Annotated in this window: 24 protein-coding genes and 1 riboswitch; of the genes, 7 read left to right on the top strand and 17 right to left on the bottom strand. The window is 73.5% G+C overall.

Going from position 1 to position 24,912, the window contains the following annotated elements:
• Positions 1-63 precede the first annotated feature (63 nt).
• From AB0O53_RS37495 to glyA, 4 genes are all read right to left on the bottom strand, one after another.
• Positions 64-999, bottom strand: a complete 936-nt coding sequence (locus AB0O53_RS37495) for a YihY/virulence factor BrkB family protein (RefSeq protein WP_365201627.1) — start codon at positions 997-999, stop codon at positions 64-66.
• 178 nt (positions 1,000-1,177) lie between these two features.
• Positions 1,178-1,783: a 2'-5' RNA ligase family protein gene (locus AB0O53_RS37490; protein WP_350992670.1), complete on the bottom strand. Its 606-nt coding sequence runs from the start codon at positions 1,781-1,783 to the stop codon at positions 1,178-1,180.
• A gap of 96 nt (positions 1,784-1,879) precedes the next feature.
• Complete coding sequence (trpS, locus tag AB0O53_RS37485) at positions 1,880-2,893, bottom strand: tryptophan--tRNA ligase (protein ID WP_350992672.1); 1,014 nt, start codon at positions 2,891-2,893, stop codon at positions 1,880-1,882.
• A gap of 176 nt (positions 2,894-3,069) precedes the next feature.
• Entirely contained in the window at positions 3,070-4,338 is a 1,269-nt protein-coding gene (glyA, locus tag AB0O53_RS37480; RefSeq protein WP_350992674.1) for a serine hydroxymethyltransferase, read from the bottom strand.
• Positions 4,339-4,372: 34 nt separating this feature from the next.
• Positions 4,373-4,463: riboswitch (ZMP/ZTP riboswitch) on the bottom strand.
• 118 nt (positions 4,464-4,581) lie between these two features.
• On the opposite strand from glyA, the gene rocD reads away from it, so the two are divergent.
• The gene (rocD, locus tag AB0O53_RS37475; RefSeq protein ID WP_350992676.1) at positions 4,582-5,787 is read left to right on the top strand and encodes an ornithine--oxo-acid transaminase; all 1,206 of its coding nucleotides are present in this window, start codon (positions 4,582-4,584) and stop codon (positions 5,785-5,787) included.
• A gap of 23 nt (positions 5,788-5,810) precedes the next feature.
• Here the strand turns inward: rocD and AB0O53_RS37470 are convergent, their stop codons facing one another.
• Together AB0O53_RS37470 and AB0O53_RS37465 are read right to left on the bottom strand one after the other, a co-directional pair.
• Positions 5,811-7,013 carry a glutathionylspermidine synthase family protein gene (locus AB0O53_RS37470; protein ID WP_365201623.1) on the bottom strand — a complete coding sequence of 401 codons (1,203 nt, stop codon included), beginning with the start codon at positions 7,011-7,013 and terminating at the stop codon, positions 5,811-5,813.
• A gap of 7 nt (positions 7,014-7,020) precedes the next feature.
• Entirely contained in the window at positions 7,021-7,317 is a 297-nt protein-coding gene (locus AB0O53_RS37465) for a hypothetical protein (RefSeq protein ID WP_350992680.1), read from the bottom strand.
• A gap of 115 nt (positions 7,318-7,432) precedes the next feature.
• Here AB0O53_RS37465 and AB0O53_RS37460 point away from each other — a divergent pair, with 115 nt between their 5' ends.
• On the top strand, positions 7,433-8,269 hold the full coding sequence (locus AB0O53_RS37460; protein ID WP_403139412.1) for a DMT family protein: 837 nt from the start codon (positions 7,433-7,435) through the stop codon (positions 8,267-8,269).
• A gap of 68 nt (positions 8,270-8,337) precedes the next feature.
• Here the strand turns inward: AB0O53_RS37460 and pdxR are convergent, their stop codons facing one another.
• Complete coding sequence (gene pdxR, locus AB0O53_RS37455) at positions 8,338-9,735, bottom strand: MocR-like pyridoxine biosynthesis transcription factor PdxR (protein ID WP_365201620.1); 1,398 nt, start codon at positions 9,733-9,735, stop codon at positions 8,338-8,340.
• Positions 9,736-9,782: 47 nt separating this feature from the next.
• Between pdxR and AB0O53_RS37450 the strand changes: the two genes are divergently transcribed.
• On the top strand, positions 9,783-10,307 hold the full coding sequence (locus AB0O53_RS37450) for a carboxymuconolactone decarboxylase family protein (protein ID WP_350992684.1): 525 nt from the start codon (positions 9,783-9,785) through the stop codon (positions 10,305-10,307).
• 71 nt (positions 10,308-10,378) lie between these two features.
• Here AB0O53_RS37450 and AB0O53_RS37445 read toward each other — a convergent pair whose 3' ends face one another.
• The 5 genes from AB0O53_RS37445 to AB0O53_RS37425 all read right to left on the bottom strand — a co-directional run bounded on the left by AB0O53_RS37445 (position 10,379) and on the right by AB0O53_RS37425 (position 15,391).
• Positions 10,379-11,338: a serine/threonine kinase C-terminal domain-containing protein gene (locus AB0O53_RS37445; protein ID WP_365201617.1), complete on the bottom strand. Its 960-nt coding sequence runs from the start codon at positions 11,336-11,338 to the stop codon at positions 10,379-10,381.
• A gap of 3 nt (positions 11,339-11,341) precedes the next feature.
• Positions 11,342-11,725 carry a hypothetical protein gene (locus AB0O53_RS37440; protein WP_350992688.1) on the bottom strand — a complete coding sequence of 128 codons (384 nt, stop codon included), beginning with the start codon at positions 11,723-11,725 and terminating at the stop codon, positions 11,342-11,344.
• Entirely contained in the window at positions 11,712-13,436 is a 1,725-nt protein-coding gene (locus AB0O53_RS37435) for an AbeC-like domain-containing protein (protein WP_350992690.1), read from the bottom strand. The genes AB0O53_RS37440 and AB0O53_RS37435 overlap by 14 nt, the downstream gene beginning before the upstream one ends.
• A gap of 143 nt (positions 13,437-13,579) precedes the next feature.
• Complete coding sequence (locus AB0O53_RS37430) at positions 13,580-14,569, bottom strand: malate dehydrogenase (protein WP_350992692.1); 990 nt, start codon at positions 14,567-14,569, stop codon at positions 13,580-13,582.
• A 195-nt stretch (positions 14,570-14,764) separates the two neighbouring features.
• A complete protein-coding gene (locus AB0O53_RS37425) occupies positions 14,765-15,391 on the bottom strand; it encodes a short chain dehydrogenase (RefSeq protein ID WP_350992694.1) in 627 nt (208 codons plus the stop codon).
• A 71-nt stretch (positions 15,392-15,462) separates the two neighbouring features.
• Here AB0O53_RS37425 and AB0O53_RS37420 point away from each other — a divergent pair, with 71 nt between their 5' ends.
• Positions 15,463-16,344 carry a LysR family transcriptional regulator gene (locus AB0O53_RS37420; protein WP_350992696.1) on the top strand — a complete coding sequence of 294 codons (882 nt, stop codon included), beginning with the start codon at positions 15,463-15,465 and terminating at the stop codon, positions 16,342-16,344.
• Here AB0O53_RS37420 and AB0O53_RS37415 read toward each other — a convergent pair.
• Together AB0O53_RS37415 and AB0O53_RS37410 are read right to left on the bottom strand one after the other, a co-directional pair.
• Positions 16,331-16,762, bottom strand: a complete 432-nt coding sequence (locus tag AB0O53_RS37415) for a DUF3017 domain-containing protein (protein WP_350992698.1) — start codon at positions 16,760-16,762, stop codon at positions 16,331-16,333. The two genes, AB0O53_RS37420 and AB0O53_RS37415, sit on opposite strands and share 14 nt — an antisense overlap.
• A complete protein-coding gene (locus AB0O53_RS37410) occupies positions 16,752-17,612 on the bottom strand; it encodes a bifunctional methylenetetrahydrofolate dehydrogenase/methenyltetrahydrofolate cyclohydrolase (protein WP_350992700.1) in 861 nt (286 codons plus the stop codon). The genes AB0O53_RS37415 and AB0O53_RS37410 overlap by 11 nt, the downstream gene beginning before the upstream one ends.
• Before the next feature lie 244 nt (positions 17,613-17,856).
• On the opposite strand from AB0O53_RS37410, the gene AB0O53_RS37405 reads away from it, so the two are divergent.
• Entirely contained in the window at positions 17,857-18,549 is a 693-nt protein-coding gene (locus AB0O53_RS37405) for a hypothetical protein (protein ID WP_350992702.1), read from the top strand.
• Positions 18,550-18,637: 88 nt separating this feature from the next.
• Here AB0O53_RS37405 and purH read toward each other — a convergent pair whose 3' ends face one another.
• Positions 18,638-20,233, bottom strand: a complete 1,596-nt coding sequence (gene purH, locus AB0O53_RS37400; RefSeq protein ID WP_350992704.1) for a bifunctional phosphoribosylaminoimidazolecarboxamide formyltransferase/IMP cyclohydrolase — start codon at positions 20,231-20,233, stop codon at positions 18,638-18,640.
• Positions 20,230-20,853, bottom strand: coding sequence for a phosphoribosylglycinamide formyltransferase (gene purN, locus AB0O53_RS37395; protein ID WP_350992706.1), 624 nt, complete (start codon positions 20,851-20,853; stop codon positions 20,230-20,232). Before purN ends, purH begins: the two co-directional genes overlap by 4 nt.
• Before the next feature lie 244 nt (positions 20,854-21,097).
• Here purN and AB0O53_RS37390 point away from each other — a divergent pair, with 244 nt between their 5' ends.
• Complete coding sequence (locus tag AB0O53_RS37390) at positions 21,098-21,685, top strand: hypothetical protein (RefSeq protein ID WP_350992708.1); 588 nt, start codon at positions 21,098-21,100, stop codon at positions 21,683-21,685.
• A gap of 116 nt (positions 21,686-21,801) precedes the next feature.
• Here the strand turns inward: AB0O53_RS37390 and AB0O53_RS37385 are convergent, their stop codons facing one another.
• Positions 21,802-23,415 carry a cell division protein PerM gene (locus AB0O53_RS37385; RefSeq protein ID WP_365201610.1) on the bottom strand — a complete coding sequence of 538 codons (1,614 nt, stop codon included), beginning with the start codon at positions 23,413-23,415 and terminating at the stop codon, positions 21,802-21,804.
• A gap of 119 nt (positions 23,416-23,534) precedes the next feature.
• Here AB0O53_RS37385 and AB0O53_RS37380 point away from each other — a divergent pair, with 119 nt between their 5' ends.
• Positions 23,535-24,797 (top strand): helix-turn-helix domain-containing protein, encoded by a 1,263-nt coding sequence (locus AB0O53_RS37380; protein WP_365201607.1) that lies wholly within the window; start codon positions 23,535-23,537, stop codon positions 24,795-24,797.
• The last annotated feature ends 115 nt before the right edge of the window (positions 24,798-24,912 follow it).

The raw sequence follows: 24,912 nt of genomic DNA, 5'->3' as shown, positions 1-24,912 counted from the left end.
CTTGTGGGCGCGCCCGGGGTGTCGGGGCCCCCCCGGGGGGGGGGGGGGGCCCCCCCACGGCTCCTACGCGGTCCCTCCCGTGCTCGCGCGCGCCTCGCCGCCCGCCGGGGGATCTCCGGCACCCTCGCCGTCACCCGCAGCGGCGCCGTCGTCGTCGCGGGTGGCCGTCCAGGCGGAGACGTACAGCAGCAGCTTCGCCATGAAGTTGATCCAGAGCAGCAGGGCGATCGGCACGCCGAAGGCCCCGTACATGCTCTTCGCCGCAACCCCCCGCATATAGCCGCTGAGCAGCAGTTTCAGCAGCTCGAAGCCGGCCGCGCCGATCAGCGCCGCCTGGATCAGGCGGCCCCTGGGCGGTTCGACCCCCGGGAGCAGGGTCAGGAGGTAGAGCAGCACCAGGAAGGCCGCCACCACGCCGACCAGGAACGCGAAGGCGCGCAGCAGCGCGCCGCCCGGGCCCTCGCGCGGGATGCCGAGCCAGTCGGCGGACTTCCCCACGGCGCTGGCCCCGAGGATCGAGGCAGCGGCGGAGACCAGGCCCACCCCGCCGAGGCCGAGCAGGACGAGCCCGTCCTTGCCCTTGCGGACGATCGGATTGCCGTCGTCCTCGTCGTCCTTGTCCCACACGGCGCGCAGGCAGTCCCGCATCGAGCCCACCCAGCCGATGCCGGTGAGGAGGAGCAGGGCGCCGGCGACGAGGCCGATCGTGGCCGCGTTCGCGACGAGCCCGTTGATGTCGAGCTGGTCGGAGATGCCGGGGACCTGTTCGGCGAGGTTCTTCTCCAGCCGGTCCAGCTGCTCGGGGCTGAGCAGCGCCGCCCCGACCGCCGCCGCCACGGTGATCAGGGGGAAGAGCGCGAGGAAGCTGATGAAGGTGATCGCGGCGGCCAGCCGGGTCCAGTGCACGCGGTCGAGGCGTTCGTACGAGCGCCACGCGTGCGTCCGCATCAGACGGGCCGCCAGCGGCCCGATCACCGGGAGTTTCGTCAGCCAGTCCATGGGGTCACCGTAAATGAGGCGCCGGAAATAGCCGGGATTGTCGCTTTCAGGGACTACGGTCGTCGATTGTGACTTTTCGCCCAGCGCCCTCGACGGGGCGTCCGTTCCACACCCTCGTCCTGCGAAGGCTGAGGTTCCGCGCCCGGCGTACCGCCCGGCTGACCCTGCGCCCCCTCCGTCAGGAAGGACGTACGGTCGCCCCCGCCGCCTCGGCGGTCTGGTCGACGGGCGAGCCCGGCTGCGCCGGGACGCCTATGGGCCCGCTCCCGAAAGGGTATTCACGCAGCTTGCGCCAGACCCCGTCGGAGCCCTGCTCGTAGAGGGCGAACCCGGCGCAGACCCACTCGGCGGCGTACTCGGCCAGCGTCGCGAACGCCACGTCCATCTCCGCCTCGGAGATCCCGTGGGCGACGGTGACATGGGGGTGGTACGGGAAGGCCAGCTCGCGGCTGAGCGGCCCGGCGGGGTCGCGGACCTCGCCCTGGAGCCGGGTGCAGCCCTCGGCGCCCTCGACGATCTGCACGAAGACGACCGGCGAGACGGGCCGGAAGGTTCCCGTCCCGCTCAGCCGCATCGGGAAGGCGGGGAAGGAGGCGGCGACCTCGGTGAGGTGGGCCCGGATCGCCGGGAGCCGGTCCGCCTCCACCTCGGTCGGCGGTACGAGGGTGACGTGCGTGGGGATGCCGTGCGCGGCGGCGTCCCCGAAGCCCGCGCGCAGCTGCTGGAGCTCGCTGCCGTAAGGCTCCGGGACCGCGATCGAAACGCCGAGCGTTACGGTCCCCACGTATCTCTCCTCTGCTGGGCCTGTGGACTCCTGCCGCCCCAGTGTGGGGCCAGGACCCCACTTCGTGCCAGAGCGGACTTTCCGTAGTTGCGTTCGTCAGTGCTTGGCGGGCAGCAGACCCAGGCGGTCGTAGGCCTGCGCGAGCGTCTCCGCGGCGACGGCGCGGGCCTTCTCCGCGCCCTTGGCCAGGATGGAGTCCAGCGTCTCCGGGTCGTCCAGGTACTCCTGGGTGCGCTGCTTGAAGGGTGTGACGAAATCGACCATCACGCCGGCCAGGTCCGTCTTCAGCGCGCCGTAGCCCTTGCCGACGTACCGCTCCTCCAGGGCCGGGATCGACTCGCCCGTGAGGGTGGAGTAGATCGTGAGCAGGTTGCTGACGCCGGGCTTCTTCTCGGTGTCGAACCGGATCTCGGCCTCGGTGTCGGTGACCGCGCTCTTGATCTTCTTCTCGGTGACCTTGGCCTCGTCGAGGAGGTTGATCAGGCCCTTGGGCGACGACGCCGACTTCGACATCTTGATCGCCGGGTCCTGGAGGTCGTAGATCTTCGCGACCTCCTTGACGATGTGCGCCTGCGGAAGGGTGAAGGTGGGGCCGAAGCGCTGGTTGAAGCGCTCGGCCAGGTCGCGGGTCAGCTCGATGTGCTGGCGCTGGTCCTCGCCGACCGGGACGGCGTTCGCCTGGTAGAGCAGGATGTCGGCGACCTGGAGGATCGGGTACGTGAACAGGCCGACGCTGGCGCTGTTGACGCCGCCCTTGGCGGACTTGTCCTTGAACTGGGTCATCCGGCTGGCCTCGCCGAAGCCGGTGATGCAGTTCATCACCCAGCCGAGCTGCGCGTGCTCGGGGACGTGGCTCTGGATGAAGAGCGTGCAGCGCTCGGGGTCCAGGCCGGCGGCCAGCAGCTGCGCGGCGGAGAGGCGGGTGTTCGCGCGCAGGTCCTTCGGATCCTGGGGCATGGTGATCGCGTGCAGGTCGACGACCATGTAGAACGCGTCGTGCGTCTCCTGCAGGGCGACGTACTGGCGGATGGCTCCGAGGTAGTTCCCGAGGTGGAACGAACCGGAGGTGGGCTGGATGCCGGAGAGCGCGCGAGGACGATCAGAAGCCATGGCTCCATTCTCTCAGGTGCGGGGGCGGGCCCGTGCCCGCCGTCGGCCGGATCCGACCCGCACCTCGTGCCTCCGGCCGGGGAACGCCCTCGAACGCCGGGCGGGCTGGAAGATCCAGCCGCGCCGGCGTTCGAGGCGCGGGGTCCGGGGCGGACCCCCGGCAACGGCGCCGCAGGTCAGGACAGTGGCAGGCCCGGGGCCGGGAAGGCGGCCATCAGGTCCCGTACCTCCGCGCGGATCACGGCGAGGGCCTGCTCGTCGCCCTTGGCGGCGGCGTCCACCGCGCGCGAGATCCAGTCGGCGACGACCGGCATGTGCTCCGCGGACAGCCCGCGCGACGTCAGCGACGGCGTGCCGATCCGGATGCCCGACGGGTCGAACGGCTTGCGCGGGTCGAACGGGACCGTGTTGTAGTTCACGACGATCCCCGCCCGGTCCAGGGCCTTGGCCGCGACCTTGCCCGGCACCTCCTTGCCCGTCAGGTCGATCAGGATCAGGTGGTTGTCCGTACCGCCCGAGACCAGGTCGAAGCCCCGCTCCAGGAGCGCCGCGGCCAGCGCCTTGGCATTGGCGACGACCGCGTGCGCGTACCGGACGAAGGACGGCTGCGCCGCCTCGTGCAGCGCCACCGCGATGCCGGCCGTGGTCTGGTTGTGCGGACCGCCCTGCAGGCCGGGGAAGACGGCCTTGTCGATCGCCTTCGCGTGCTCCTCGCGGCACATCAGCATCGCGCCGCGCGGACCGCGCAGGGTCTTGTGGGTCGTGGTGGAGATGACGTCCACGTGCCCCGCCGGGGACGGGTGGGCGCCGCCCGCGATCAGGCCGGCGATGTGGGCGACGTCCGCGACCAGGACCGATCCCGCCTCGCGCGCGATCTCCGCGAAGGCGGCGAAGTCGATGGTCCTCGGCAGGGCGGTGCCGCCGCAGAAGATCACCTTGGGCCGCTCCGCGAGGGCCAGCTCGCGCACCGCGTCGTAGTCGATCTCGCCGGTGTCGGCGCGGACGCCGTACTGCACGCCGCGGAACCACGAGCCCGTCGCCGAGACGCCCCAGCCGTGCGTCAGGTGGCCGCCCATCGGCAGGGCCATGCCCATGACCGTGTCGCCGGGCCGCGCGAAGGCCAGGTAGACGGCCAGGTTGGCCGGGGAGCCCGAGTACGGCTGCACGTTGGCGTGGTCCACGCCGAACAGGCCCTTGGCCCGCTCGACCGCCAGGGCCTCGACCCGGTCGATGTTCTGCTGGCCCTCGTAGTAGCGGCGGCCGGGGTAGCCCTCGCTGTACTTGTTCTGCAGCACGGTGCCGGAGGCTTCGAGGACGGCCGCGGACACGTAGTTCTCGCTGGGGATCAGGCGCAGGGTCTGCGCCTGGAGGACTTCCTCCGCGGCGACGTGGGACGCCAGTTCGGGATCGGTCGCGGACAGGGCGGGATGGCGGCTCGCGGACACGGCGGGCTCCTCCGGGGTCGATGTGATCGGTACCCCGCGAGGCCCAGGCGAGCGGCCCTGTATGCGGTCGAGCGCGCACGACTCCCCCGGAGTTGGTTCTCCGTACGCCAGTCGCCGTGCGTACCGAACACCTTAGCGGGCGCGTCACGGAAGAGGTTTCTGCGTCCGGGATACGAGCGACGATAAGAAGGTGACGCCACCCTCGTCACCGCTTCACCGGCCAGACGGACGATCGGAGACCCCGTGTCGACAACAGCTGATGCCATCCGCTCCGCCGACGCGCACAGCGCGCACAACTACCACCCGCTGCCCGTCGTCGTCGCGTCCGCGGAAGGCGCGTGGATGACCGACGTGGAGGGCCGCAGATACCTCGACATGCTCGCCGGGTACTCCGCGCTCAACTTCGGGCACGGCAACCGCCGTCTGATCGACGCCGCGCGGGAGCAGCTGGAGCGGGTCACGCTCACCTCGCGCGCCTTCCACCACGACCGGTTCGCCGACTTCTGCGCCGAACTAGCCGCGCTGTGCGGCAAGGAGATGGTGCTGCCCATGAACACCGGCGCGGAGGCCGTGGAGACGGCGGTGAAGACCGCCCGCAAGTGGGGCTACGAGGTCAAGGGCGTCCCGGACGGGCACGCCAAGATCGTGGTGGCCGCCGACAACTTCCACGGCCGGACCACGACGATCGTCTCCTTCTCGACGGACCACGACGCCCGCGACCACTTCGGCCCCTACACGCCGGGCTTCGAGATCGTCCCGTACGGGGACCTCACCGCGCTGTCGCACGCCGTCACCGAGAACACCGTGGCCGTGCTGCTGGAGCCGATCCAGGGCGAGGCGGGGGTGCTGGTGCCGCCCGCCGGGTACCTGGCCGGCGTACGGGAGCTGACCCGCGAGCGGAACGTCCTCTTCATGGCCGACGAGATCCAGTCGGGCCTCGGCCGGACCGGCCGGACCTTCGCCTGCGAGCACGAGGGGGTCGTCCCGGACGTCTACATCCTCGGCAAGGCGCTCGGCGGCGGCGTGGTGCCGGTGTCGGCGGTGATCGCCGACCGGGACGTGCTGGGGGTGATCGGGCCCGGCCAGCACGGGTCCACCTTCGGCGGGAACCCGCTCGCGTGCGCCGTCGCCCTGGAGGTGATCGCGATGCTGCGGACCGGCGAGTTCCAGCAGCGTGCCACCGAACTGGGCGACCACCTCCACCGCGAGCTGAACCTGCTCGTCGGCGGGGGCGCCGTGACCGCCGTCCGCGGCCGCGGACTGTGGGCGGGCGTCGACATCGACCCCTCCCGCGGTACGGGCCGGGAGATCTCCGAGAAGCTGATGGAGCTCGGGGTGCTCGTGAAGGACACCCACGGCTCGACGATCCGGATCGCCCCGCCGCTGGTGATCACCAAGGAGGACCTGGACTGGGGCCTGGACCAGCTCCGGTCGGTGCTCGGCGCGTAGGACGCGCCGAGCACGCGGAGGATTCAGAGGATGACGTGGGGCAGGAAGCGGGCGTACTCGTCCGTGACCGGCCCCGCCGATTCGCGGATGCCGAGCCCCGCCGCCTCGTCCTCGACGACCCACGCGCCGAGCACCACCCGGTTGCCGTCGAAGTCGGGCAGCGGGGCCAGCCCCTGGAAGACGTACCGCTCCCCCGACTCCGGTGCGAACGGCTCGCCGTCCGGGCCCGGCCCGTGCAGGGTGACGCCCGCGCCCTCGCGGCCGAGCAGCGGCTTGGCCGCGTAGCCGGCCGATCCGGGCTCCGCCAGCTCGCGCGGCCCGTCGAGGTAGGCGGGCAGCAGGTTCGGGTGCTCCGGGAAGAGTTCCCACAGGATGGCGAGCAGTGCCTTGTTGGAGAGCAGCATCTTCCACAGCGGCTCGATCCAGCAGGTGGTGCCGGAGCCGCCGCCGTGGTCGTAGGTGCCGAGGACCTGCGGGCCGAACTCGTCCGTGGCCAGCCACTCCCACGGGTAGAGCTTGAAGCAGCTGCGGATGAAGCGGAGCTTCTCGTCGACGAAGCGGCCGGACAGGCTGTCCCAGCCGATCTGCTCCACGGACAGGGCGTGCGTCTGCAGGCCGGCCTGGTCGGCGGTCTCCTGGAGGTAGGCGACCGTCATCAGGTCCTCGCCGAGCTCGTCGGTCTCGGAGTGCGCGAAGTGCAGCGGTCCGGGCGCCAGCAGCTCCGCCTGGCGGCGCCAGGCGTCGACGAGGCGCTCGTGGAGGGAGTTCCACTGGTCGGCGCCGGGGAACCGCTCCTCCATCCAGAACCACTGCGGGCTGGCCGCCTCCACCAGGGAGGTGGGGGTGTCGGCGTTGTACTCCAGCATCTTGGCCGGGCTGCCGGAGCCGTCGTAGCGCAGGTCGAACCGGCCGTAGAGGGACGGCTGCTCGGCCCGGCGGTTCCAGGACTCGGCGATCAGCGCGGCGAGCCCCGGGTCGGTGATGCCGAGGTCGGCGAAGCGGTCGTGCTCGACGATGTGCGCGGCCGCGGCCAGGCACATGGCGTGCAGTTCCTCGACGACGTTCTCCAGCGCCTCGACCTCGGGGAGGGAGAAGGAGTAGTAGGCGCTCTCGTCCCAGTAGGGGCGCAGCGAGTCGTCGGGGTAGCGGGTGAGGGGGTAGATCAGCCCCTGCTCCTCGACCGTCTTCTGCCAGCCGGGCCGGGGCTCGATGGTGTGCCGCTGCATCGTGTGATCAGCCGCCGCTGGAGCTGGAGTGGCCGCCGATGCCGCCGCGGGTGACGGCGGACTTGTCGAAGCTGCCGCCGGTGACCTTGCCCTTGCTGACGTGGCCGCCGTAGTAGTACGCGCCGGTCCCGCCGGTCTTGCACTCCTTGCTGTTCAGGTGGTCCAGCGTGGAGCGGGACGCGCAGCGCCGGTCCGGTTCGTCGCTGCTGCCGCAGGCCACGAGGGTGGCCGCGAGCAGGCCCATGCCTCCGAGGGCGACGGCGCCGGAGCGCATGCGGCGCTGGTTGGTGCTGCTGATGTCCATGTCTGCTGCTCCCCTGGGGCCTGGCGTGCTCCCGACAGACTAGAGCGGGCTCCCCGGCCGATGGAATCCGGCCGCCGTGAGATCCGTGACCTAGAGTCAGTTCGTGCTGATTGGGATGATTTGCGCGCTGGGTGCCGCGGTGTGCTTCGGTACGGCGTCCGTTCTGCAGGCCGTCGCGACACGGGCGGTGGAGCCCGGCAGCGGGTCCGGGGTGGACGCGGCGCTGCTCCTGCGGGCCGCACGGCAGTGGCGCTACGTGCTGGGCCTCGGCCTGGACGGCGCCGGATTCGTCCTGCAGATCATCGCGCTGCGGCACGTGCCGATCTACGTGGTCGGGGCGGCGCTGGCCGCCAGTCTGGCCGTGACGGCGGTGGTCGCGTCGCGGCTCATGGCGGTGCGGCTGTCCCGGGCGGAGTGGGGCGCGGTGGGCGTGGTGTGCCTGGGGCTGCTGATGCTGGGGCTCGCCTCGGGCGAGGAGGGCGCGGGCAAGGGCTCGCTCGCGCTGAAGCTGGGGCTGCTGGGCGTGGCGGTGCTGGTGCTGGCCGTCGGCGCGGTCGCGGGCGGGCTGCCCGACGGGCCGCGGGCACTGGTGCTCGGTCTGGGGTCGGGCACGGGCTTCGGCGTGGTGGAGGTCTCGGTGCGGCTCATCGACTCGGTGTGGGACTTCGCCAATCCGGCCCTGTACGCGCTCCTGCTGGGCGGGGCGGCCGGGTTCCTGCTCCTCACCTCGGCACTGGCGCGCGGCTCGGTGACGGTCGCGACGGCGGGCCTGGTGCTCGGCGAGACGATCGGCCCGGCGGTGGTGGGCGTGGTCTGGCTCGGGGACCGCACCCGGGAGGGCCTGACGTGGCTGGCGGTGACGGGCTTCGCGGTGGCGGTCGCCGGCTCCCTGGCCCTGTCCCGCTTCGGCGAACCGAAGTCGCCCGCGGCCCCGGCACCACCACTCGGCTGAGTGGAGCCCGGTTTCCCGCCTGCCGCACCGGTGCGGGGGGCTCGGCGCCGCCTCCCCCGGCGGAGCCGTCACGGCAGCGCGGCGGCCAGTGCAGCGAGGGTCGGGGACCAGGCGCTGTCCGAGGGCGTCCCGTAGCCGACGACCAGCGCGTCCCGAGGTGCGACCTCGGCCTGCGGATGGCGGAAGGCGGACAGGCCGTGCAGGGCCAGGTCGTGCCAGGCGGCCGACTGCAGCACCGACCGCTCCGTGCCCGCCGGGAGGTCCAGCACCGCGTGCAGGCCCGCCGCGATGCCCGAGACGCCCGTCACCCGGCCGGCCACCGCCGCCACCAGCTCGTCGCGCCGCCGCCGGTAGCGCAGCCGCATCCCGCGCACGTGCCGGTCGTACGCCCCGGATTCGATGAACTCCGCCAGGGTCAGCTGGTCCGGTGTGCCGGAGGTCCAGTCCGTGTACCCCTTCGCGGCGGTCACCTCCTCCACCAGGCCGGGCGGGAGCACCAGCCAGCCCATCCGCAGCCCCGGTGCGAGGGACTTGCTGGCCGTGCCGAGGTACACGACCCGGTCGGGGTCGAGCCCCTGCAGGGCTCCCACCGGTTGCCTGTCGTAGCGGAACTCCCCGTCGTAGTCGTCCTCCAGGATCAGCCCGCCGGTCGTCCGGGCCCAGTCGACCGCGGCCGCACGGCGGCCCGGGGTCAGGGCCACACCCGTCGGGAACTGGTGGGCCGGGGTCAGCAGCACCGCGCCCGCCGCCGCGGTCAGCTCCCCCGTACGGGCCCCTTCGCCGTCCACCCCCAGCGGCCTGGTCCGCAGCCCCGCCCGCACCAGCTCGTCCCGGTGGAAGTCCAGGCCGTACCCCTCCACGGCCACCTCCCGCACCCGCCGCGCCCGCAGCACCGCCGCGAGCAGTTTCAGCCCGTGCAGGAACCCCGCGCACAGCACGATCCGGTCCGGGTCGGCGTACACCCCGCGCGCCCGCGCCAGGTACCCCGCCAGCGACTGCCGCAGCTCGATGCGGCCGCGCCCGTCGGTGGCGTAGCCGAAGGCCTCGTTCGGGGCGGCGGTCAGCGCCCGCCGGGCCGCCGCCAGCCAGGCCGCGCGGGGGAAACCGCCCAGGTCGGGGGTGCCGGGGATCAGGCTGTACGCGGGCCCGGCACGCTCGGGGCGCCGTACGGGGGCGGCGGTCGCGGGGCGGCGCGGGCGCGCCCGTTCGGCGACCCGGGTCCCGGAGCCCTGCCGGGCCGTGAGCCAGCCCTCGGCGACGAGCTCGGCGTACGCCTCGGCGACCGTGTTCCGGGCGATGCCCAGGTCGGCCGCGAGGGTGCGGGACGACGGCAGTCGGGTGCCGGCCGCCAGCCGGCCGCTGCGCGCGGCCTCGCGCAGCGCCTCGGTGAGCCCGGCCCGCAGGCCGCGCCCGGCCGAGAGGTCCAGATGCAGGTCGGCACCGAAAGTGGCCCAGGAATCCGTCATGGATATGGACCATATCGGCGGGCCGCCTGCCTCCTACGGTGGAACACATGACCACCACCGCGGAAAACCTGCAGACCCACACCCACCCCCACGACCACGCCCCCGAGCACACCCCGCGCATGCACATGGCGAAGCTCGCCCCCGAGGTCTACAAGGCCGTCCTGGCCCTGGAGATCGCCTCGAAGAAGGGCCTGGATCCGTCCCTCGTCGAGCTCGTCAAGATCCGCGCCTCGCAGGTCAACCACTGCGCCTTCTGCCTCGACATGCACACCAAGGACGCCATCGCCGCCGGTGAGAGCGTGGAGCGGATCGTGCAGCTGAGCGCCTGGGAGGAGTCGCGGCACTTCTACACGGAGAAGGAGCTCGCCGCGATCGAGTTCACCGAGGCCGTCACGGTCCTGACGGACGGCTTCGTGCCCGACGAGGTGTTCGAGAAGGCCGCGGCGCACTTCGAGGAGCGCGAGCTGGCCCAGCTGATCGCCGTCATCGCGACGATCAACGTGTGGAACCGCATCGGCGTCACCACCCGCATGGTGCCGGGCCACTACAAGCCGGGCATGTACAAGGCCTGACCGGAGCCCCGGGCCGACCGGCCGGGCCCGGCCGGTCGGCCCGGTCAGCCCGGTCGGCCCGGTCGGCCCGGTCAGCCCGTCGGGCGGAACGCCGCCAGGGCCGCCGCATGGTGGTCCTGCGTGACCTGCCACTCGGCGGCCGGGCCGGCGGTCAGCACCGCCCATGTGGTTCCGTCCGCCGCGAGGAAGACCCGTTCGACCCCGCGCCGCACCCCGCGCGACTCCTCGCTGTCGTACTGGTAGACGAGCTCGGCCGCACCGGGAACGCCGGGGACGGGCCCGACGCCGATCTCCTCGTACCCCCGGGTGCCGTTCCTCAGGTAGGTGGAGGCCTGCTTGACCGCGTCGAGCGGGCTGAGGTCCGGCTCCGACACCCGGAACACCTGGATCAGCGCCGCCCGGTCGGGCGACCGGTAGAACACCCCCTCCTTGACCTCCTCGCGCGCCCAGCCCGCCGGGACGGCGAGGGTGAAGCCCGCCGCGTCCCGCCGGGTCTCGTGGGCCCCCGCCCCGGCCGCGGTGCCGGTCGGGACCGGGGTGGGCGTCCCGGTCGGGCCGGCGTCCGTGGTCGGCGGGCCGCTCGCCGTGGACGTCTGCCCGCCGGTCGCCGTCGGTGCGCCGGAGGTGACCGTCCCGTTCTTCTCCCCCGCGCGGTCCGCGTCACCCGTGTCCCGGGCCAGGAACCACACGGCGGCGGCGCCGATCGCGACGGAGGCGACGGCGACGCCCGCCGTCGCCGGGGTCAGCCACCGGCCGGCCACCTTGCCGGGGGCTGCCCGGGGCCCGGGCGGCGCCGGCACGGTCGGCACCCCGTACGGGGGCGGCGGCGCGTGGGCACCCGGCCCGAGCGGGTCGTACGCCGCGGGCGCGGTCGGCGGCTGCGGCGGGAGCGGCGGGAGACCCGGGGCCGCGCCCGGCGCGGTGCCCGTTGGCGCACCCGGCGCGGGCCCGGCCGGGGCCTGGTCCACCACCCAGCGCTGCGCCTGCGCGTCCCAGCGGCGCGGTCCGGACGGCGGCTGCGCAGGAGCCACGGATCAGCCTCCCAGCGCGCCGAGCAGGCTGCCCAGGGCAGCGGCCGCGCTCACCGTCTCCACGAGCGGGGCCCACCGCTGCAGCGCCTCGCGCAGCCGGGTGACCACGCCGGGCCGGATCGTCTCCGCGCCCTCCAGCTGCTCGGCGGCCCCGTCCAGTTCGGCGTCCAGCGCGGTCCGCTCGGCGCCGCGGGGAGCCTCCCGCACGAGCGCCTCGCGCAGGGAGAGCACCGCCTCCAGCAGTTCGGCCGCGCCGGGTGCGGCCGCTCCCGTACCGCCCTGGTGGACCGTGTTCGTGTTGTTCGAACCGCCGACGCTGACCGCGCTGCCGTGGATGCTGCCGATCCGCACGGCGGGCTCCCGTCCGCCCGCGTCATCCGTTGCCATGGCTCCCCCTGTGCGTGCTGTTGTGGTTCCCGCTGCCGCCGATGCTGATCGCGCTGTGGCTCACGTCGCCGAAGGTCGCGTTGATGTGGACGTCGGCGCGCCGCGCGAAGGCCTCGGTGTACCAGCCGTTCTCGTGCAGGACGACGGTAATGCCGGCGACGATCCGGTCCTGAATGGTTTTCAGATAGCGGTCGAGGTCCATGAGGTGGAACAGCGAGCCGTTGTCCTGCGCGGCGAGTTCGCGCACCGAGGCGCGCGGCCCCTCCGGGCGGGCGCCGCCATGGCCGCCGGAGGCGATCCGCCACCAGCTCGCGACGCCTCGGCCCAGGGTGACGAGGGAGGCCGTGAAGGAGCCGGGCGTGTGCCGCAGGGCCCAGACCGCCTTCCCGAAGCGGCTGTTGTTCAGGTAGCGGTGGGCGTCCGCGTCCGCGTTGTGGAAGGCGACGTGGACGGGCAGCAGCACGTGCGGCGCGACCTCCACCATCATCATCCCGCCCTGGGTGTGGACCCGTACGAACACGGTGACGACGACGTTCTCGTCCCAGCCGCCGACGCGGACGCGCAGGAAGTACCGGCGGCGCTCGCCGCCCTCCTCGACGGCGGCCGCCCGGTGGGCCTCGAAGTCGGCGCGCAGGTGCGGGCCTTCGTCGCGGTGGCCCAGGCCCCCGCCCGGCAGGAACACGCAGCTGTCCACGACCAGCTCGCGCAGCCGGTCCAGTACGGCGGCCTCGGCCTGCGGGGACCCGTGCTGCGAGGGCACCCGCAGCCGCTCCAGCAGGGGCACGATCCCCGCCACGATGCGGGCGTTGGTGAGCTGCTCCGGTTCGCGGCCGGGTTCGAGGTCCTCGCGGGGACGCAGCTCGAAGGAGACCTGCCAGGGGCGGTACGGGTCGCCGGCGCCGACGAACGGGTCGTTGATGTCGTACATGATCATCGGCGAGTGCTGCTCGTGGAGGATCCGCTGCCGTACGCGGGCGAACCGTACGCCCTGCTCCGCCTCCGCGGGGTCGGCCGAGCGGTGGGCGTACCGGTCGCGGTTGAGATCGCCCGCGATGGTCCGGGCGACGTGGCCGCGCTGGAGCCCGACGACGGTGACGACCGCGGCGAAGACGGCCGGCACCCACCCGAGGACGAATCCGGCGGCCGGGCCGCCGATGCCCCCCGAGAGGAGCAGCCCGCCGATCGCGGCCGGGCCGTCGTCCTCGTCGCCGAAGGCACCGAGCAGGGCCAGCCAGATCCCGAGCACGAGGATCACGATGACGGCGAGGTTCCACCAGGCGTAGATCCGCACGACGAGGGACAGCAGCCGCGGCAGCAGCCCCGACCGGGCCCGGAGCCAGCCCGCGAGGCTCAGCAGCAGGAACGGGACGAGCAGCACCGCGAGGGCGCCGCCCGTGAGGAGGGACCCGGCGAACCAGGCGCCGAGTATGCCCAGGGCCCAGCCGAGTTCGGCGCGGCGGGCGCGCAGGGCGTGGGCGAGGACGCGCGAGGCGTCGAACCCGTAGGAGGGCGCGACGATGCGCTCCTCGTGGACGTACAGCTCCTCGATGACGCGGTCGCGGTATCCGGCGTCGAGGTAGGTGCCGGCGCACAGGAAGCGGCCGGCCTCGCTGATCGCCGGGTCGACGGGGGGACGTCCGCCTCGGGGGTCGTCCTGGGGTTCGTCCTGGGGGCCGCCCGTCGGCTGACGGGGGATCGGGCTCTCGGTCACCGCCCGACTTTAGGTTTCCCCTACACGGTTCGACAGGCGGAATCACGCCAAAGCGCCCCGGCCTGGTGGGGCCGGGGCGCTTCGGTGCGTACTGCTTGCCGAGGTGGCGGAGGTGTCCGCGCCGCTCGGCGAGGAGCGGTGGATCAGATCAGGCCGAGCTCGCGGACCGCGTCGCGCTCCTCCGACAGCTCCTGGACGGAGGCGTCGATGCGGGCGCGGGAGAACTCGTTGACGTCCAGGCCCTGGACGATCTCGTACTTGCCGTCCTTGCAGGTGACGGGGAAGGAGGAGATCAGACCGGCCGGGACGCCGTAGGAGCCGTCGGACGGGATGCCCATCGAGGTCCAGTCGCCCTCGGCGGTGCCGTTGACCCAGGTGTGCACGTGGTCGATGGCGGCGTTGGCGGCCGAGGCGGCGGAGGACGCGCCACGGGCGTCGATGATCGCGGCACCGCGCTTGGCGACGGTCGGGATGAAGGTGTCGGCGAGCCACGCCTGGTCGCTGACGACCTCGGCGGCGTTCTTGCCGGCGATCTCCGCGTGGAAGATGTCCGGGTACTGGGTCGCCGAGTGGTTGCCCCAGATCGTCAGGCGCTTGATGTCGGAGACGGCGGCACCGGTCTTGGCGGCCAGCTGCGAGATCGCGCGGTTGTGGTCCAGGCGGGTCATCGCGGTGAAGCGCTCGGCCGGTACGTCCGGGGCGGAGGCCTGCGCGATGAGCGCGTTGGTGTTGGCCGGGTTGCCCACGACCAGGACCTTGATGTCGTCCGCGGCGTGCGCGTTGATGGCCTGGCCCTGCGGCTTGAAGATGCCGCCGTTGGCCGCGAGCAGGTCGCCGCGCTCCATGCCCGCGGTGCGCGGACGGGCGCCGACGAGCAGCGCGACGTTGGCGCCCTCGAAGCCCTTGTTCGGGTCGTCGAAGATGTCGATGCCGGCGAGCAGCGGGAAGGCGCAGTCGTCGAGCTCCATGGCGGTGCCCTCGGCGGCCTTCATGCCCTGGGGGATCTCCAGGAGCCGGAGCTTGACCGGCACGTCCGCGCCGAGCAGGTGACCGGACGCGATACGGAAGAGCAGCGCGTAGCCGATCTGGCCGGCGGCGCCGGTGACGGTGACATTCACAGGAGTGCGGGTCATGGCCTTCTCCGTTAGACAGCTGGCGGTGGGGCGTCCCTGCCCCATGTGCTGGAGGACGCCGCTCCCCTGTAAATCTTGACGTGAAGAGACATCCGCGGTCAGGCTATCCGACCCGGGCGCGGCCCAACCCCCGGGTCCCTGTGGTGCGCGGCACACGGCTCCGGTGTTTCGAAGGCCCGGTCGGTCCGCGGACTTCTATTCGACCCGGAAGATCTGGCCCGTCCGGTGGCCCTCGATCGACTTGACGTAGGCGTTCGCCGCGCGGGCCACCGGTACGGCGTCGAATCCCGCGAAGGCGTCCCCGTACACGTCGAGGGACTCCTCGAAGACGGTGGGGCTGACGGCGTTGATGCGCTGGCGGCCCGGCAGTTCGATGGCGGCGGCGCGCACGAAGGCCTCGACGGCGCCGTTGACGAGGGAGGCCACCGACCCGGTGAGCAGGGGCTCGCGGGTGAGGATGCCGGTGATCAGGGTGTACGAGGCGTGCGCGGGCAGGTGTGCGACGCCCTGGCGGACCAGCTCGATCTGGCTGACGGCCTTGCCCTCCAGGCCGCCGCGGATGTCGGCGGTGGTCAGTTCGGCGAGGGGGCGCCACGGCACGCTGCCGGCCGCGCTCGCCACGGCGTCGACCCCGCCGAACCGCTCGGCCAGCTGCTCGTACAGGGACCCGACGGACTCCGGGTCGGTGATGTCGACGAGGACGTCGGCGTTCTTGCGGGAGGCGGTGACGACCTGGTGCCCCCGCTCGTCCAGGGCCCGGTGGACGGCCCGGCCGAGGGTCCCGTTCGCTCCGATCAGCACGACCTTCTTCTTCGCGTTCATGCCGTCGAGCATCACGCGCCGCGATTGTGAAGTCCAGCTACCTCTTCTACATCGATCCTTAAGATGAACTCATGCTCGATGTGAAGCGGATGATCATCCTTCGGGACCTGGCGGAACACGCGCGGGTGACCGCCGTCGCGGACCTGCACGGAGTGACCCCCTCCGCCGTCTCCCAGCAGCTGCGCGCCCTGGAGGCCGAGGCCGGGGCCGCCCTCGTCGAACGGGACGGGCGCGGCCTGCGGCTCACCGCCGCCGGCGCGGCGCTGGCCGCCGCCTGCGAACCGGTCCTCGCGGCCCTGGAGCGGGCCGAGGCGTCGGTCCGGGCCCTCGACACCGAGCCGAGCGGGGAGCTGACCGTGGGCTGCGCCCCGAGCGCGCTGGCCACGGTGGCCGCGCCGCTCGTCGCCGAACTCGCCGTACGCCACCCCCGGCTGCGCCCGCGGATCGTGCAGGCCGACCCCGAGGAGGCCCTGCCGCTGCTGCGCGGACGCCGCCTCGACCTCGCGGTGACCTACGCCTACCCGCTGCTCGGCACCCCGCCCGCGCCCGGGACCACGGCGGTGCCGCTCTTCGAGGACCCGCTGTGCCTCGCGCTGCCGCGGGCGCTGCTGCCCGCCTACGAGCGGGACGGGCTCGCGGCGCTGCGGGACGCCGACTGGGTGTCCGCCCCGGCCCCGAGCAGCTGCCGCGAGATGCTCCTGCACGCCTGCCGGAACGCCGGGTTCACCCCGCGGATCGCGCACGAGTGCGCCGACCTGCGCTCCGGGCTGTGGCTGGTCGCCACCGGGCAGGCCGTCTCGATCCTGCCGGGACTGCTGTGCGACGCCCCGCCGCCCGGCACCGCCGTACGGCAGCTGCCGGGAGCGGGGCGCACGCTGGACGTCCTCATCCGGTCGGGCACAGAGACCCGTCCGGCCGTCGCGGCCGCGCTGGCGGTGCTCAGCGCACGGTGAAGCGGACCGCGCCCTCCACGAAGGGCAGGTCCAGCCACGGCCTCGGGGCCATCACCAGCGCGAGCAGCGTGATCGCCACGCCCAGCAGCCCGTACATGATCATGTCGGTGAAGCGGGAGCGCACCGCGAGCATCCCCACCGAGGGCAGCACCCGCCGCAGCACCGACGCGGCGATCAGGGCCACGCCGATCACCAGGCAGCCGATCTTCGCCTGCCCCAGGGCCGTGATCAGCAGGCCCACCGCGGTCGCGGCGAGCACGCTGAGCATCGGCCACTGGCGGGCGGGCGTGGACACGGCCCCCGGGACGGCACGGCCGCTGCCCTCGGGGCGGGCCGTGTCCCGCGTGACGGACGGGAAGCGGCGGGACTTGGCCGCGCCGCTCCCGTTCACGTGCTCGGCGCCCGGGTCAGTGCGCACTGCCGGTCCGCTCCGCCGCCTCGACGACGTTGACGAGCAGCTGGGCGCGGGTCATCGGGCCGACCCCGCCGGGGTTCGGCGAGATCCACTGGGCCACCTCGGCGACGCCGGGGTGCACGTCGCCGACGATCTTGCCGTTCTCGTCGCGGCTGACGCCCACGTCGAGCACGGCCGCGCCCGGCTTCACGTCCTCGGGCTTGACCAGGTGGGGGACGCCGGCCGCGGCGACGATGATGTCCGCCTGGCGCAGCAGCCCGGAGAGGTCGCGCGTACCGGTGTGGCACAGCGTGACGGTGGCGTTCTCGGACTTGCGGGTCAGCAGCAGGCCGATGGACCGGCCGACGGTGATCCCGCGGCCGAGGACGACGACGTGCGCGCCGTTGATCTCGACGCCGTGGTGGCGCAGCAGTTCGACGATCCCGTACGGGGTGCAGGGCAGCGGGCCCGGCTCGTTCAGCACGAGCCGGCCCAGGGAGGTCGGGTGCAGGCCGTCGGCGTCCTTCAGCGGGTCCATCAGCTCCAGGACCCGGTTGGTGTCGATGCCCTTGGGGAGCGGGAGTTGGACGATGTAGCCCGTGCACTGCGGGTTGGCGTTGAGCTCCCGCACGACCTCCTCGATGTCCTCCTGGGAGGCCGTCGCGGGCAGTTCGCGCTGGATGGAGGCGATGCCGACCTCGGCACAGTCCTTGTGCTTGCCGTTGACGTACCAGCGGCTGCCCGGATCGTCGCCGACGAGCAGGGTGCCGAGGCCGGGGGTGATGCCCCGGGCCTTCAGGGCCGCCACACGGGCGGTCAGTTCGGACTTGATCGCGGCCGCGGTGGCCTTGCCATCGAGAATCTGGGCGGTCATGCCCCCATCCTCCCGGATGAGGTGGCCCGGGTTCCAGTCAAGGTGCTCGCGTGACCGCAGGGTTCATTGCACTTGCACAACAAGTGACCGGCCGCATGCCGACCAACTGGACAAGGCCTCGCCGATCGGACCACGATGAAACGACTGAGTGCCGCGGGCAGTGCCGGGGGGCGGACCGCACCGTGCAGGATTCCTCCGCGCTCATTGCCGTGCGTCCCCGCACTTCCACGGAGGAACACCCCAGATGAGTTTCGGCGACCCGCACAATCCGTACGGACAGCAGCCGCAGGGCCAGCCCGGCTACGGCTACCCGCAGCAGGCCCCCCAGGGCATCCCGCCGCAGGGCGGCGGCTACGCCTACCCGCAGCAGGCACCGCAGGCCTACCCAGGCGGCCCCGCCGGATACCCGGGCGGTCCGGGCGGCTACCCCGGCGGTCCGGGCGGCTACCCGGGCGCGCACATGGAGATGCCGGGCGGGGCGAAGGCCGCGCGCGTCATCCTCTTCGTCATGGGCGCCCTGCAGGCACTGGGCGGCCTGTTCGTCATCATCGGCGGCGCCGTGCTGGGCGCGGCCCTCTCGGACTCCTCCAGCTCCTCCGCCGAGGACGCGGGCGCCGTCGCGGGCACCGCGGGCGTCATCCTGGGCCTGCTGTTCATCGGCTTCGCCCTGTGGCCCATCCTGACCGCGGCCAAGATGGGCAAGGGCCGCGGCGGCGTACGCGTCTCCGGCATCATCTACGGCTCGCTGCAGACCCTCTTCGCCGTGCTCGGCATCCTGGTGAACCTGGTCGCGCTCGGCGCGAGCGAGCACACCACGGGCTCCGGCGGCCTCACCGCCATCTCCGTGCTGCCGTCCGTGATCTCCCTCGCCCTCGGCCTCACGATCATCATCGGTCTGGCCAAGGCCGGGGACTACTTCCGCCGCCCCCAGTACTGAGCCGCCCCTTCCGCACACGGCGAAGGCCGCGACCCGCAGTGCGGGTCGCGGCCTTCGCCGTCGCCGGGGTGAGCCGGACTCACCGGACTCAGTGGAAGAAGTGGCGGGTCCCGGTGAAGTACATCGTCACGCCGGCCTTCTGCGCCGCCTCGACGACCTGCTCGTCACGGACCGAACCACCCGGCTGGACCACGGCCTTGATGCCCGCGGCGGTCAGGATCTCCAGGCCGTCCGGGAAGGGGAAGAAGGCGTCGGACGCGGCGTACGAGCCCTGCGCGCGCTCGGCGCCGGCCCGCTCGACGGCGAGCTTCGCCGAGTCGACGCGGTTGACCTGGCCCATGCCGACGCCGACCGAGGCGCCGTCCTTGGCGAGCAGGATCGCGTTCGACTTGACGGCCCGGCAGGCGCGCCACGCGAAGGACAGCTCCGCGAGCTCCGCCGGGGACAGGGCCTCGCCGGTGGCCAGCGTCCAGTTGGCCGGGTCGTCGCCCTCGGCCTGGAAGAGGTCGCTCTGCTGGAGCAGCACGCCGCCCGAGATGGGCTTGAGGTCACCCGGCTGGTGCGGGGTGCCGTCGACCTTCAGGACGCGGATGTTCTTCTTCTTGGCGAGGATCTCGACCGCGCCGTCCTCGTAGCCGGGGGCGGCGATGACCTCGGTGAAGATCTCCGCGACCTGTTCGGCGAGCTCGACGGTCACCGGGCGGTTGACGGCGATGACGCCGCCGAACGCCGACAGCGGGTCGCAGGCGTGCGCCTTGCGGTGGGCGGCGGCGACGTCCGCGCCGACGGCGATGCCGCACGGGTTGGCGTGCTTGATGATCGCCACACACGGCTCTTCGTGGTCGTAGGCGGCGCGCCGCGCGGCCTCGGTGTCCACGTAGTTGTTGAAGGACATCTCCTTGCCGTGCAGCTGCTCGGCGTTGGCGAGCCCGCCCGGCTGCCCGTCCGTGTAGAGGGCGGCGGCCTGGTGCGGGTTCTCGCCGTAGCGCAGGGTGGACTTGCGCTCCCAGGCGCCGGCGAGGAACTCGGGGAGCACGCCCTCCCCGCCCTCCGGGGCGTACGCGTTCGTGAACCAGGAGGCGACGGCCACGTCGTAGGCGGCCGTGTGCTGGAAGGCCTCGGCCGCCAGCCGCTTGCGGGCGGTGAGGTCGAAACCGCCGCCCTGGGCCGCGGCGATGACGTCGGCGTACCGCTCGGGGCTGGTGACCACGGCGACCGACGGGTGGTTCTTGGCGGCGGCGCGGACCATCGACGGACCGCCGATGTCGATCTGCTCGACGCACTCGTCCTCGGTGGCACCCGACCGGACGGTGGCCTCGAAGGGGTACAGGTTGACGACGACGAGGTCGAAGGGCTCCACACCCAGCTCGGCGAGCTGGTTGCGGTGATCCTCCAGGCGCAGGTCGGCGAGGATGCCGGCGTGCACGCGCGGGTGCAGGGTCTTGACCCGGCCGTCGAGGCACTCGGGGAAACCGGTCAGCTCCTCCACCTTGGTGACGGGCACCCCGGCGGCGGCGATCTTCGAGGCGGTGGAGCCGGTGGAGACGAGCGCGACGCCCGCCCCGTGCAGGCCGAGGGCCAGCTCTTCCAGTCCCGTCTTGTCGTAGACGCTGATGAGCGCACGCCGGATCGGCCGCTGGGTCGTGGTCGGGTCGTTGCTCGCTGCGGTGTCTGCGGCGGTCACTGGATTGTTACCTTTCGTCCCTCAATGCGGTAGCCGTGCCGGGCCAGGCGCCCCACGACATCGACGAGCAGCTGTCGCTCGACTTCCTTGATGCGCTCATGGAGAGCGGCTTCGTCGTCCTCGTCCCGTACCTCGACCACACCCTGGGCGATGATCGGACCGGTGTCCACGCCGCTGTCCACGAAGTGGACCGTGCAGCCGGTGACCTTCGCGCCGTAGGCGAGCGCGTCGCGCACGCCGTGCGCCCCGGGGAAGGAGGGGAGGAGGGCGGGGTGGGTGTTGATGAACCGGCCGCCGAAGCGGTCGATGAACTCCTTGCCCACGATCTTCATGAAACCGGCCGACACGACGAGGTCGGGCGCGTGGGCGTCGGTCGCCGCGGTGAGGGCGGCGTCCCACTCGGCGCGGCTCCCGAAATCCTTCACCGGGCAGACGAAGGTGGGGATCCCGGCCTTCTCGGCCCGTTCCAGGCCGGCGATGTCCGTCCGGTCGGCCCCCACGGCGACGACTACGGCGCCGAAGCCCTCGGATCCGCCGGGATGGGCGTCGATGGCGTCGAGCAGGGCCTGGAGGTTGGTGCCGGACCCTGAGACCAGCACGACCAGGCGGGAGGCGGCCATGGGAGGCCCTTTCTCGCGGAATTGCGGCGTTCGTCTTTGTGTGGTCATACGAAACTTCGGGGTACCGATATACGGGGAACCATACGAAGCCGCCGACCGCCTGCAACGATACCGGCACACCGGACGGCCCCCGAGGGACGGGGGGACGGGCGGGCGGTAGCGTCAGGCGTACAAGCAGCAAACTGGCCTCACCTCGCCTCGACGTCCTCGTGACGTCCATGACACAGGGGAAGTAACACACCCGATGCCGGACCGCCGTCAGCCCGACTCCCCCACCGACGACAACCCCTTCGCGGCCCCGCCGGAGGGCCGGCCCGACCAGCCGTGGCAGCCGCGCAGCGGCGGCGACAACGGCGGGAACGGCGACGGGAACGGCCCGGGGGACTCCGACGGGCAACGCGGCCCGGCCCGCTGGGACCCGACGGACCCGATCCAGCGCCGCGCCCGCTACGCGCTGCTGGCGGGCATGTGGGGCCTCTTCTTCGGGATCTTCCAGGTCCCCTCGGTCGGCCTGCTGCTGGGCGTGCTCGCCCTGTACTGGGGGATCAGCGCACTGCGCGGCAAGCCGGCGGCGGCCACCGGCGAGCCGGGTGCCCCGAAGGGCCTGGACGCCCTGGGCCCGGCGGCCCGCCCGCAGCGCACGGCGGCGGTGAGCGGCCTGGTCACCGCCTCGCTGGCGATCCTGCTGGCCATGAGCTCGTACGCACTGCAGCTCGCCTACAAGGACTTCTACGTCTGCCGCGACGACGCCCTCACCGAGGCGGCGAAGCTCCAGTGCAACACCCTCCTGCCGGACAACTTCGTCGGCAAGGTCCTGAAGGCCCCCCAGTAACCAAAGCACGCCCCGCGCCGGAGCCCCCTCCCCAAGCCCCGCCACCCCCTCAAGCCCCGCCGGCGATTGAGGCGCGGGGGTTCGGGGGCAGAGCCCCCGCAACGGCGCCGCACCGGCTAGGCGGGCGGCTTCCGCCGGGCGAGCACCCGTACCCCGGTCACCGGCGGAGCCACGGGCGGGACGGGCGGAACCGGCGGAGCCACCGGCTCCGGACGCGGCCCGAGGTCCAGCCCCAGCCCCGCCACCACGGTCACCGCCCGCCGCGCCCGCACCGCAGGTGCACCCGCAGCCACCGGAGCAACCGGAGCCGCCGGAACCACAGGAACCGCCCCAGCCGCCGGAGGCACCGGCTCGGGCAGGATCTCCGGAACCAGCGCCCCCGACGCCTTCCGCATCACCTCCCACCGCAACTCCCGCACCCCGCTGTCGTGCCAGCCGTCGCCCACCGGAGCCTGCGCGTCCACCGCGACCGGCCCCTCCGCCGGGCGGTAGCGCCACGCGTGCACCCCCACCGCCACCGGCACGGCCAGCACCAGCGTCCACCCGAAGGCCGCCGCACCCGTGGCCCACCACACGGGCCCGAACTCGGCCAGCCGCCGCGAGCCCAGCGGTCCCGCCGCGGTCGCCGCGAGCCCGGCCATCACCAGGCCGCACACCAGCGCGCCCAGGGCCGCGGTGAGCGCGGTCTCCCCGTACGAGACCTCGCGCGCCCGGCGCACCGCGAACCAGCCCACCGCCAGCCCCGCGACCACCGGCACGCCCACGGCGGCCCAGGTCAGCGGGGTGCCCGGCCCCGCGGCCGGGAGCGCCTCCAGCAGCGGGAACCGGGGCAGCGCGGGCGCGCCCGCGAAGCCCAGCGGGGTGGCCGTCACCTCGGCGCCGAGGGCGAAGCCGGGCCCGAGGGCGTAGGCGGCTCCCCAGACCATGGCGTTCGGGATCAGAGCCAGCGCGAGCAGCAGGACCGCGAACCGGCCCGACCACACCCCGGTGAGGGACAGGAAGGAGGCCTGGACCTGGGCTCCGTGCCAGGCGAGCGAGGCGCCGACGAGCAACGCCCCGCCCCCCAGGAGCACCAGCGCGCCGCCCGCGCCCGCCCGCAGCGCCAGCGCGTAGCGAGGGCGCACGAACCCCCTGCGCACGCCCCCGGGCAGCCAGTGCGGCAACGGGCCCAGCGGCCGCCCCTTGGCCCCCCACACCCCGCCGGCCGCGGCCAGGACGGCGACGAGCGGGACGTGCCAGGCGGCGCTGATCGGGTCGGCCGGCATCGGGCCGCCGGCGGCGTACACCGTGGCCAGCGCCCCGACGGCGAGGTACCCGCAGAGCACCGCCGAGAAGACCGCCGACGCGGGCAGCACCTCCTCGTCCTCCTCGTCCGAGGCACCGCCCAGCCGGGCGGCCCGCCGCATGAGCAGGACGGGCAGCGCGACGAGCAGCAGCGGTGTCACACCAACGGGTGCCGGGACACCGGAGAGCGTCTCGTACCGCAGCAGTTCGGTCCCGTGGGCGAGCAGCCACAGCCCGGCCGCGAGGTGCAGGGCCCCGCCGGGACCGCTGTCGGGATAGGGGGAACTGATCCACAGGACGATGACGAGCACGGCGAGGAAGCCGAGCCCGAGTCCGGCCGCCACGGCGCCGCCCACCACGCATGCGGCGGCGGCCGGCGAACGCCGCCGCACACCGGCTCGCGGGGGCGCCGGCAACCGGGTCCCGCGTTCGGTCACTTGGGTCACCCCGCCATGGTGCCAACGACACGCGCTATGGACGGGTAACAGGCGAATGTCCGTGGTGTCGCCCAATATACGTTTATGTACTTTATTGCTCAGGGCTGCCGGGTCGCGGGGAGTGTGGGATGACACGAAGCGTCGAGGACCTGCCCGCCCCGCACGAGCGCCGAAGACTGCGCGAAGCCGCGGAACTGACGCTCGATGAGGTCGCGGCGGCCATGGGCGTCACCGCGGCGACGGTCCGGCACTGGGAGTCCGGGCGCACGAACCCGCGCGGGCGCAAGCACGACGCGTACGCGCGGTTCCTCCACGGCCTGACCGCACTGCCGGTGCCCGCGGACGCGACCGGGCCGCCGGACCGGGCCGGCGTGGCCGGCCGCGCCGAACCGGCCGCACCGGCCGAACCGGTCCTGGTGGCGGTGGCGGTGACGCCGGGGACCGGTGCCGGATCCGGGGCCGACACCGGGGCCGAGGACGGTCCGGCCGCCCCGGACGGGGCCGCGCCCACCGCCGACACCCCCGCCGCCGGGGGCGCCGCGCCCCCGGCCGTCACCCGGCCGGCCGTACGTCCCCTCACCGGACCGGCCGACGCCTTCGACACCCTCTACGACCGGGCCGCGCCCGCCCTCGCCCTCCAGGCCTACCTGCTCACCGCCCGCCGCGCCCTCGCCCTGGAGGCGGTGGACAAGTCCTTCACCCGGGCCTGGGACCGGTGGCCCGAGGTGGCCACCGACCCGGACCCGGAGGGCTGGGTGCGCGCCGTCGTGTACGAGTACGCCCTCTCCCCCTGGCACCAATTCCGGCGCGCCCACCGCAGACCCGACCGGCCCCCCGCCGATCCCGCCGACCGGATCCTGCTCGACGCCCTGCTCGCGCTGTCCCGGATCCACCGCCGCACGGTCCTGCTCTACGACGGCGTCGGCCTCGACCTGCCCGACACCGCCGCCGAGACGGAGGCCACCACCCTCGCCGCCGGCAACCGCATCCTGCACGCACACGCCGACCTCGCCGCCCGGATCCCCGAACTGGCCGACGTACCCCTGGAGAAGCAGTCCGCGGCGCTGCGGGAGCGGCTCGTCGCCCTGCGGCCGCCGTTCCCGCTCGACCCGCGCCCGGCGGCGGCGGTCCGCGGCGGCGGCGAACGGCGCGGCCGGCAGTGGACCCGGGCGACGCTCGGCCTGACCGCGATGATCACGGCCGCCACCGCCTACACGGCGGCGACGGCGCCCACCCGGTACGACCCGCCGCCCGCCCCCGGCGAGAGCGTGTCGGGGGTGCCGGCGCTCAGCGGCCCGCAACAGCTCACCGAACGCAGCAGGCAACTCCAGGACAAGCTGCGCGCGGATCCGCAGGCGGGTCCCGCGCGCATCACCCCGAAGGTCGAATGAGCCCGGATACGGACAAGGGCGTGGCCCGCACCCCGAGGCCGGCCGGCCGCGGCACCGACGTACGCCGCGCCCGACCGCTGATCCCCACCCCTCGCCGAGCAGAGGCGCGGCACTC

Source organism: Streptomyces erythrochromogenes (assembly GCF_040684695.1).
Classification (GTDB): domain Bacteria; phylum Actinomycetota; class Actinomycetes; order Streptomycetales; family Streptomycetaceae; genus Streptomyces; species Streptomyces erythrochromogenes_C.
This window is presented reverse-complemented; position numbering and strand designations above follow the sequence as displayed.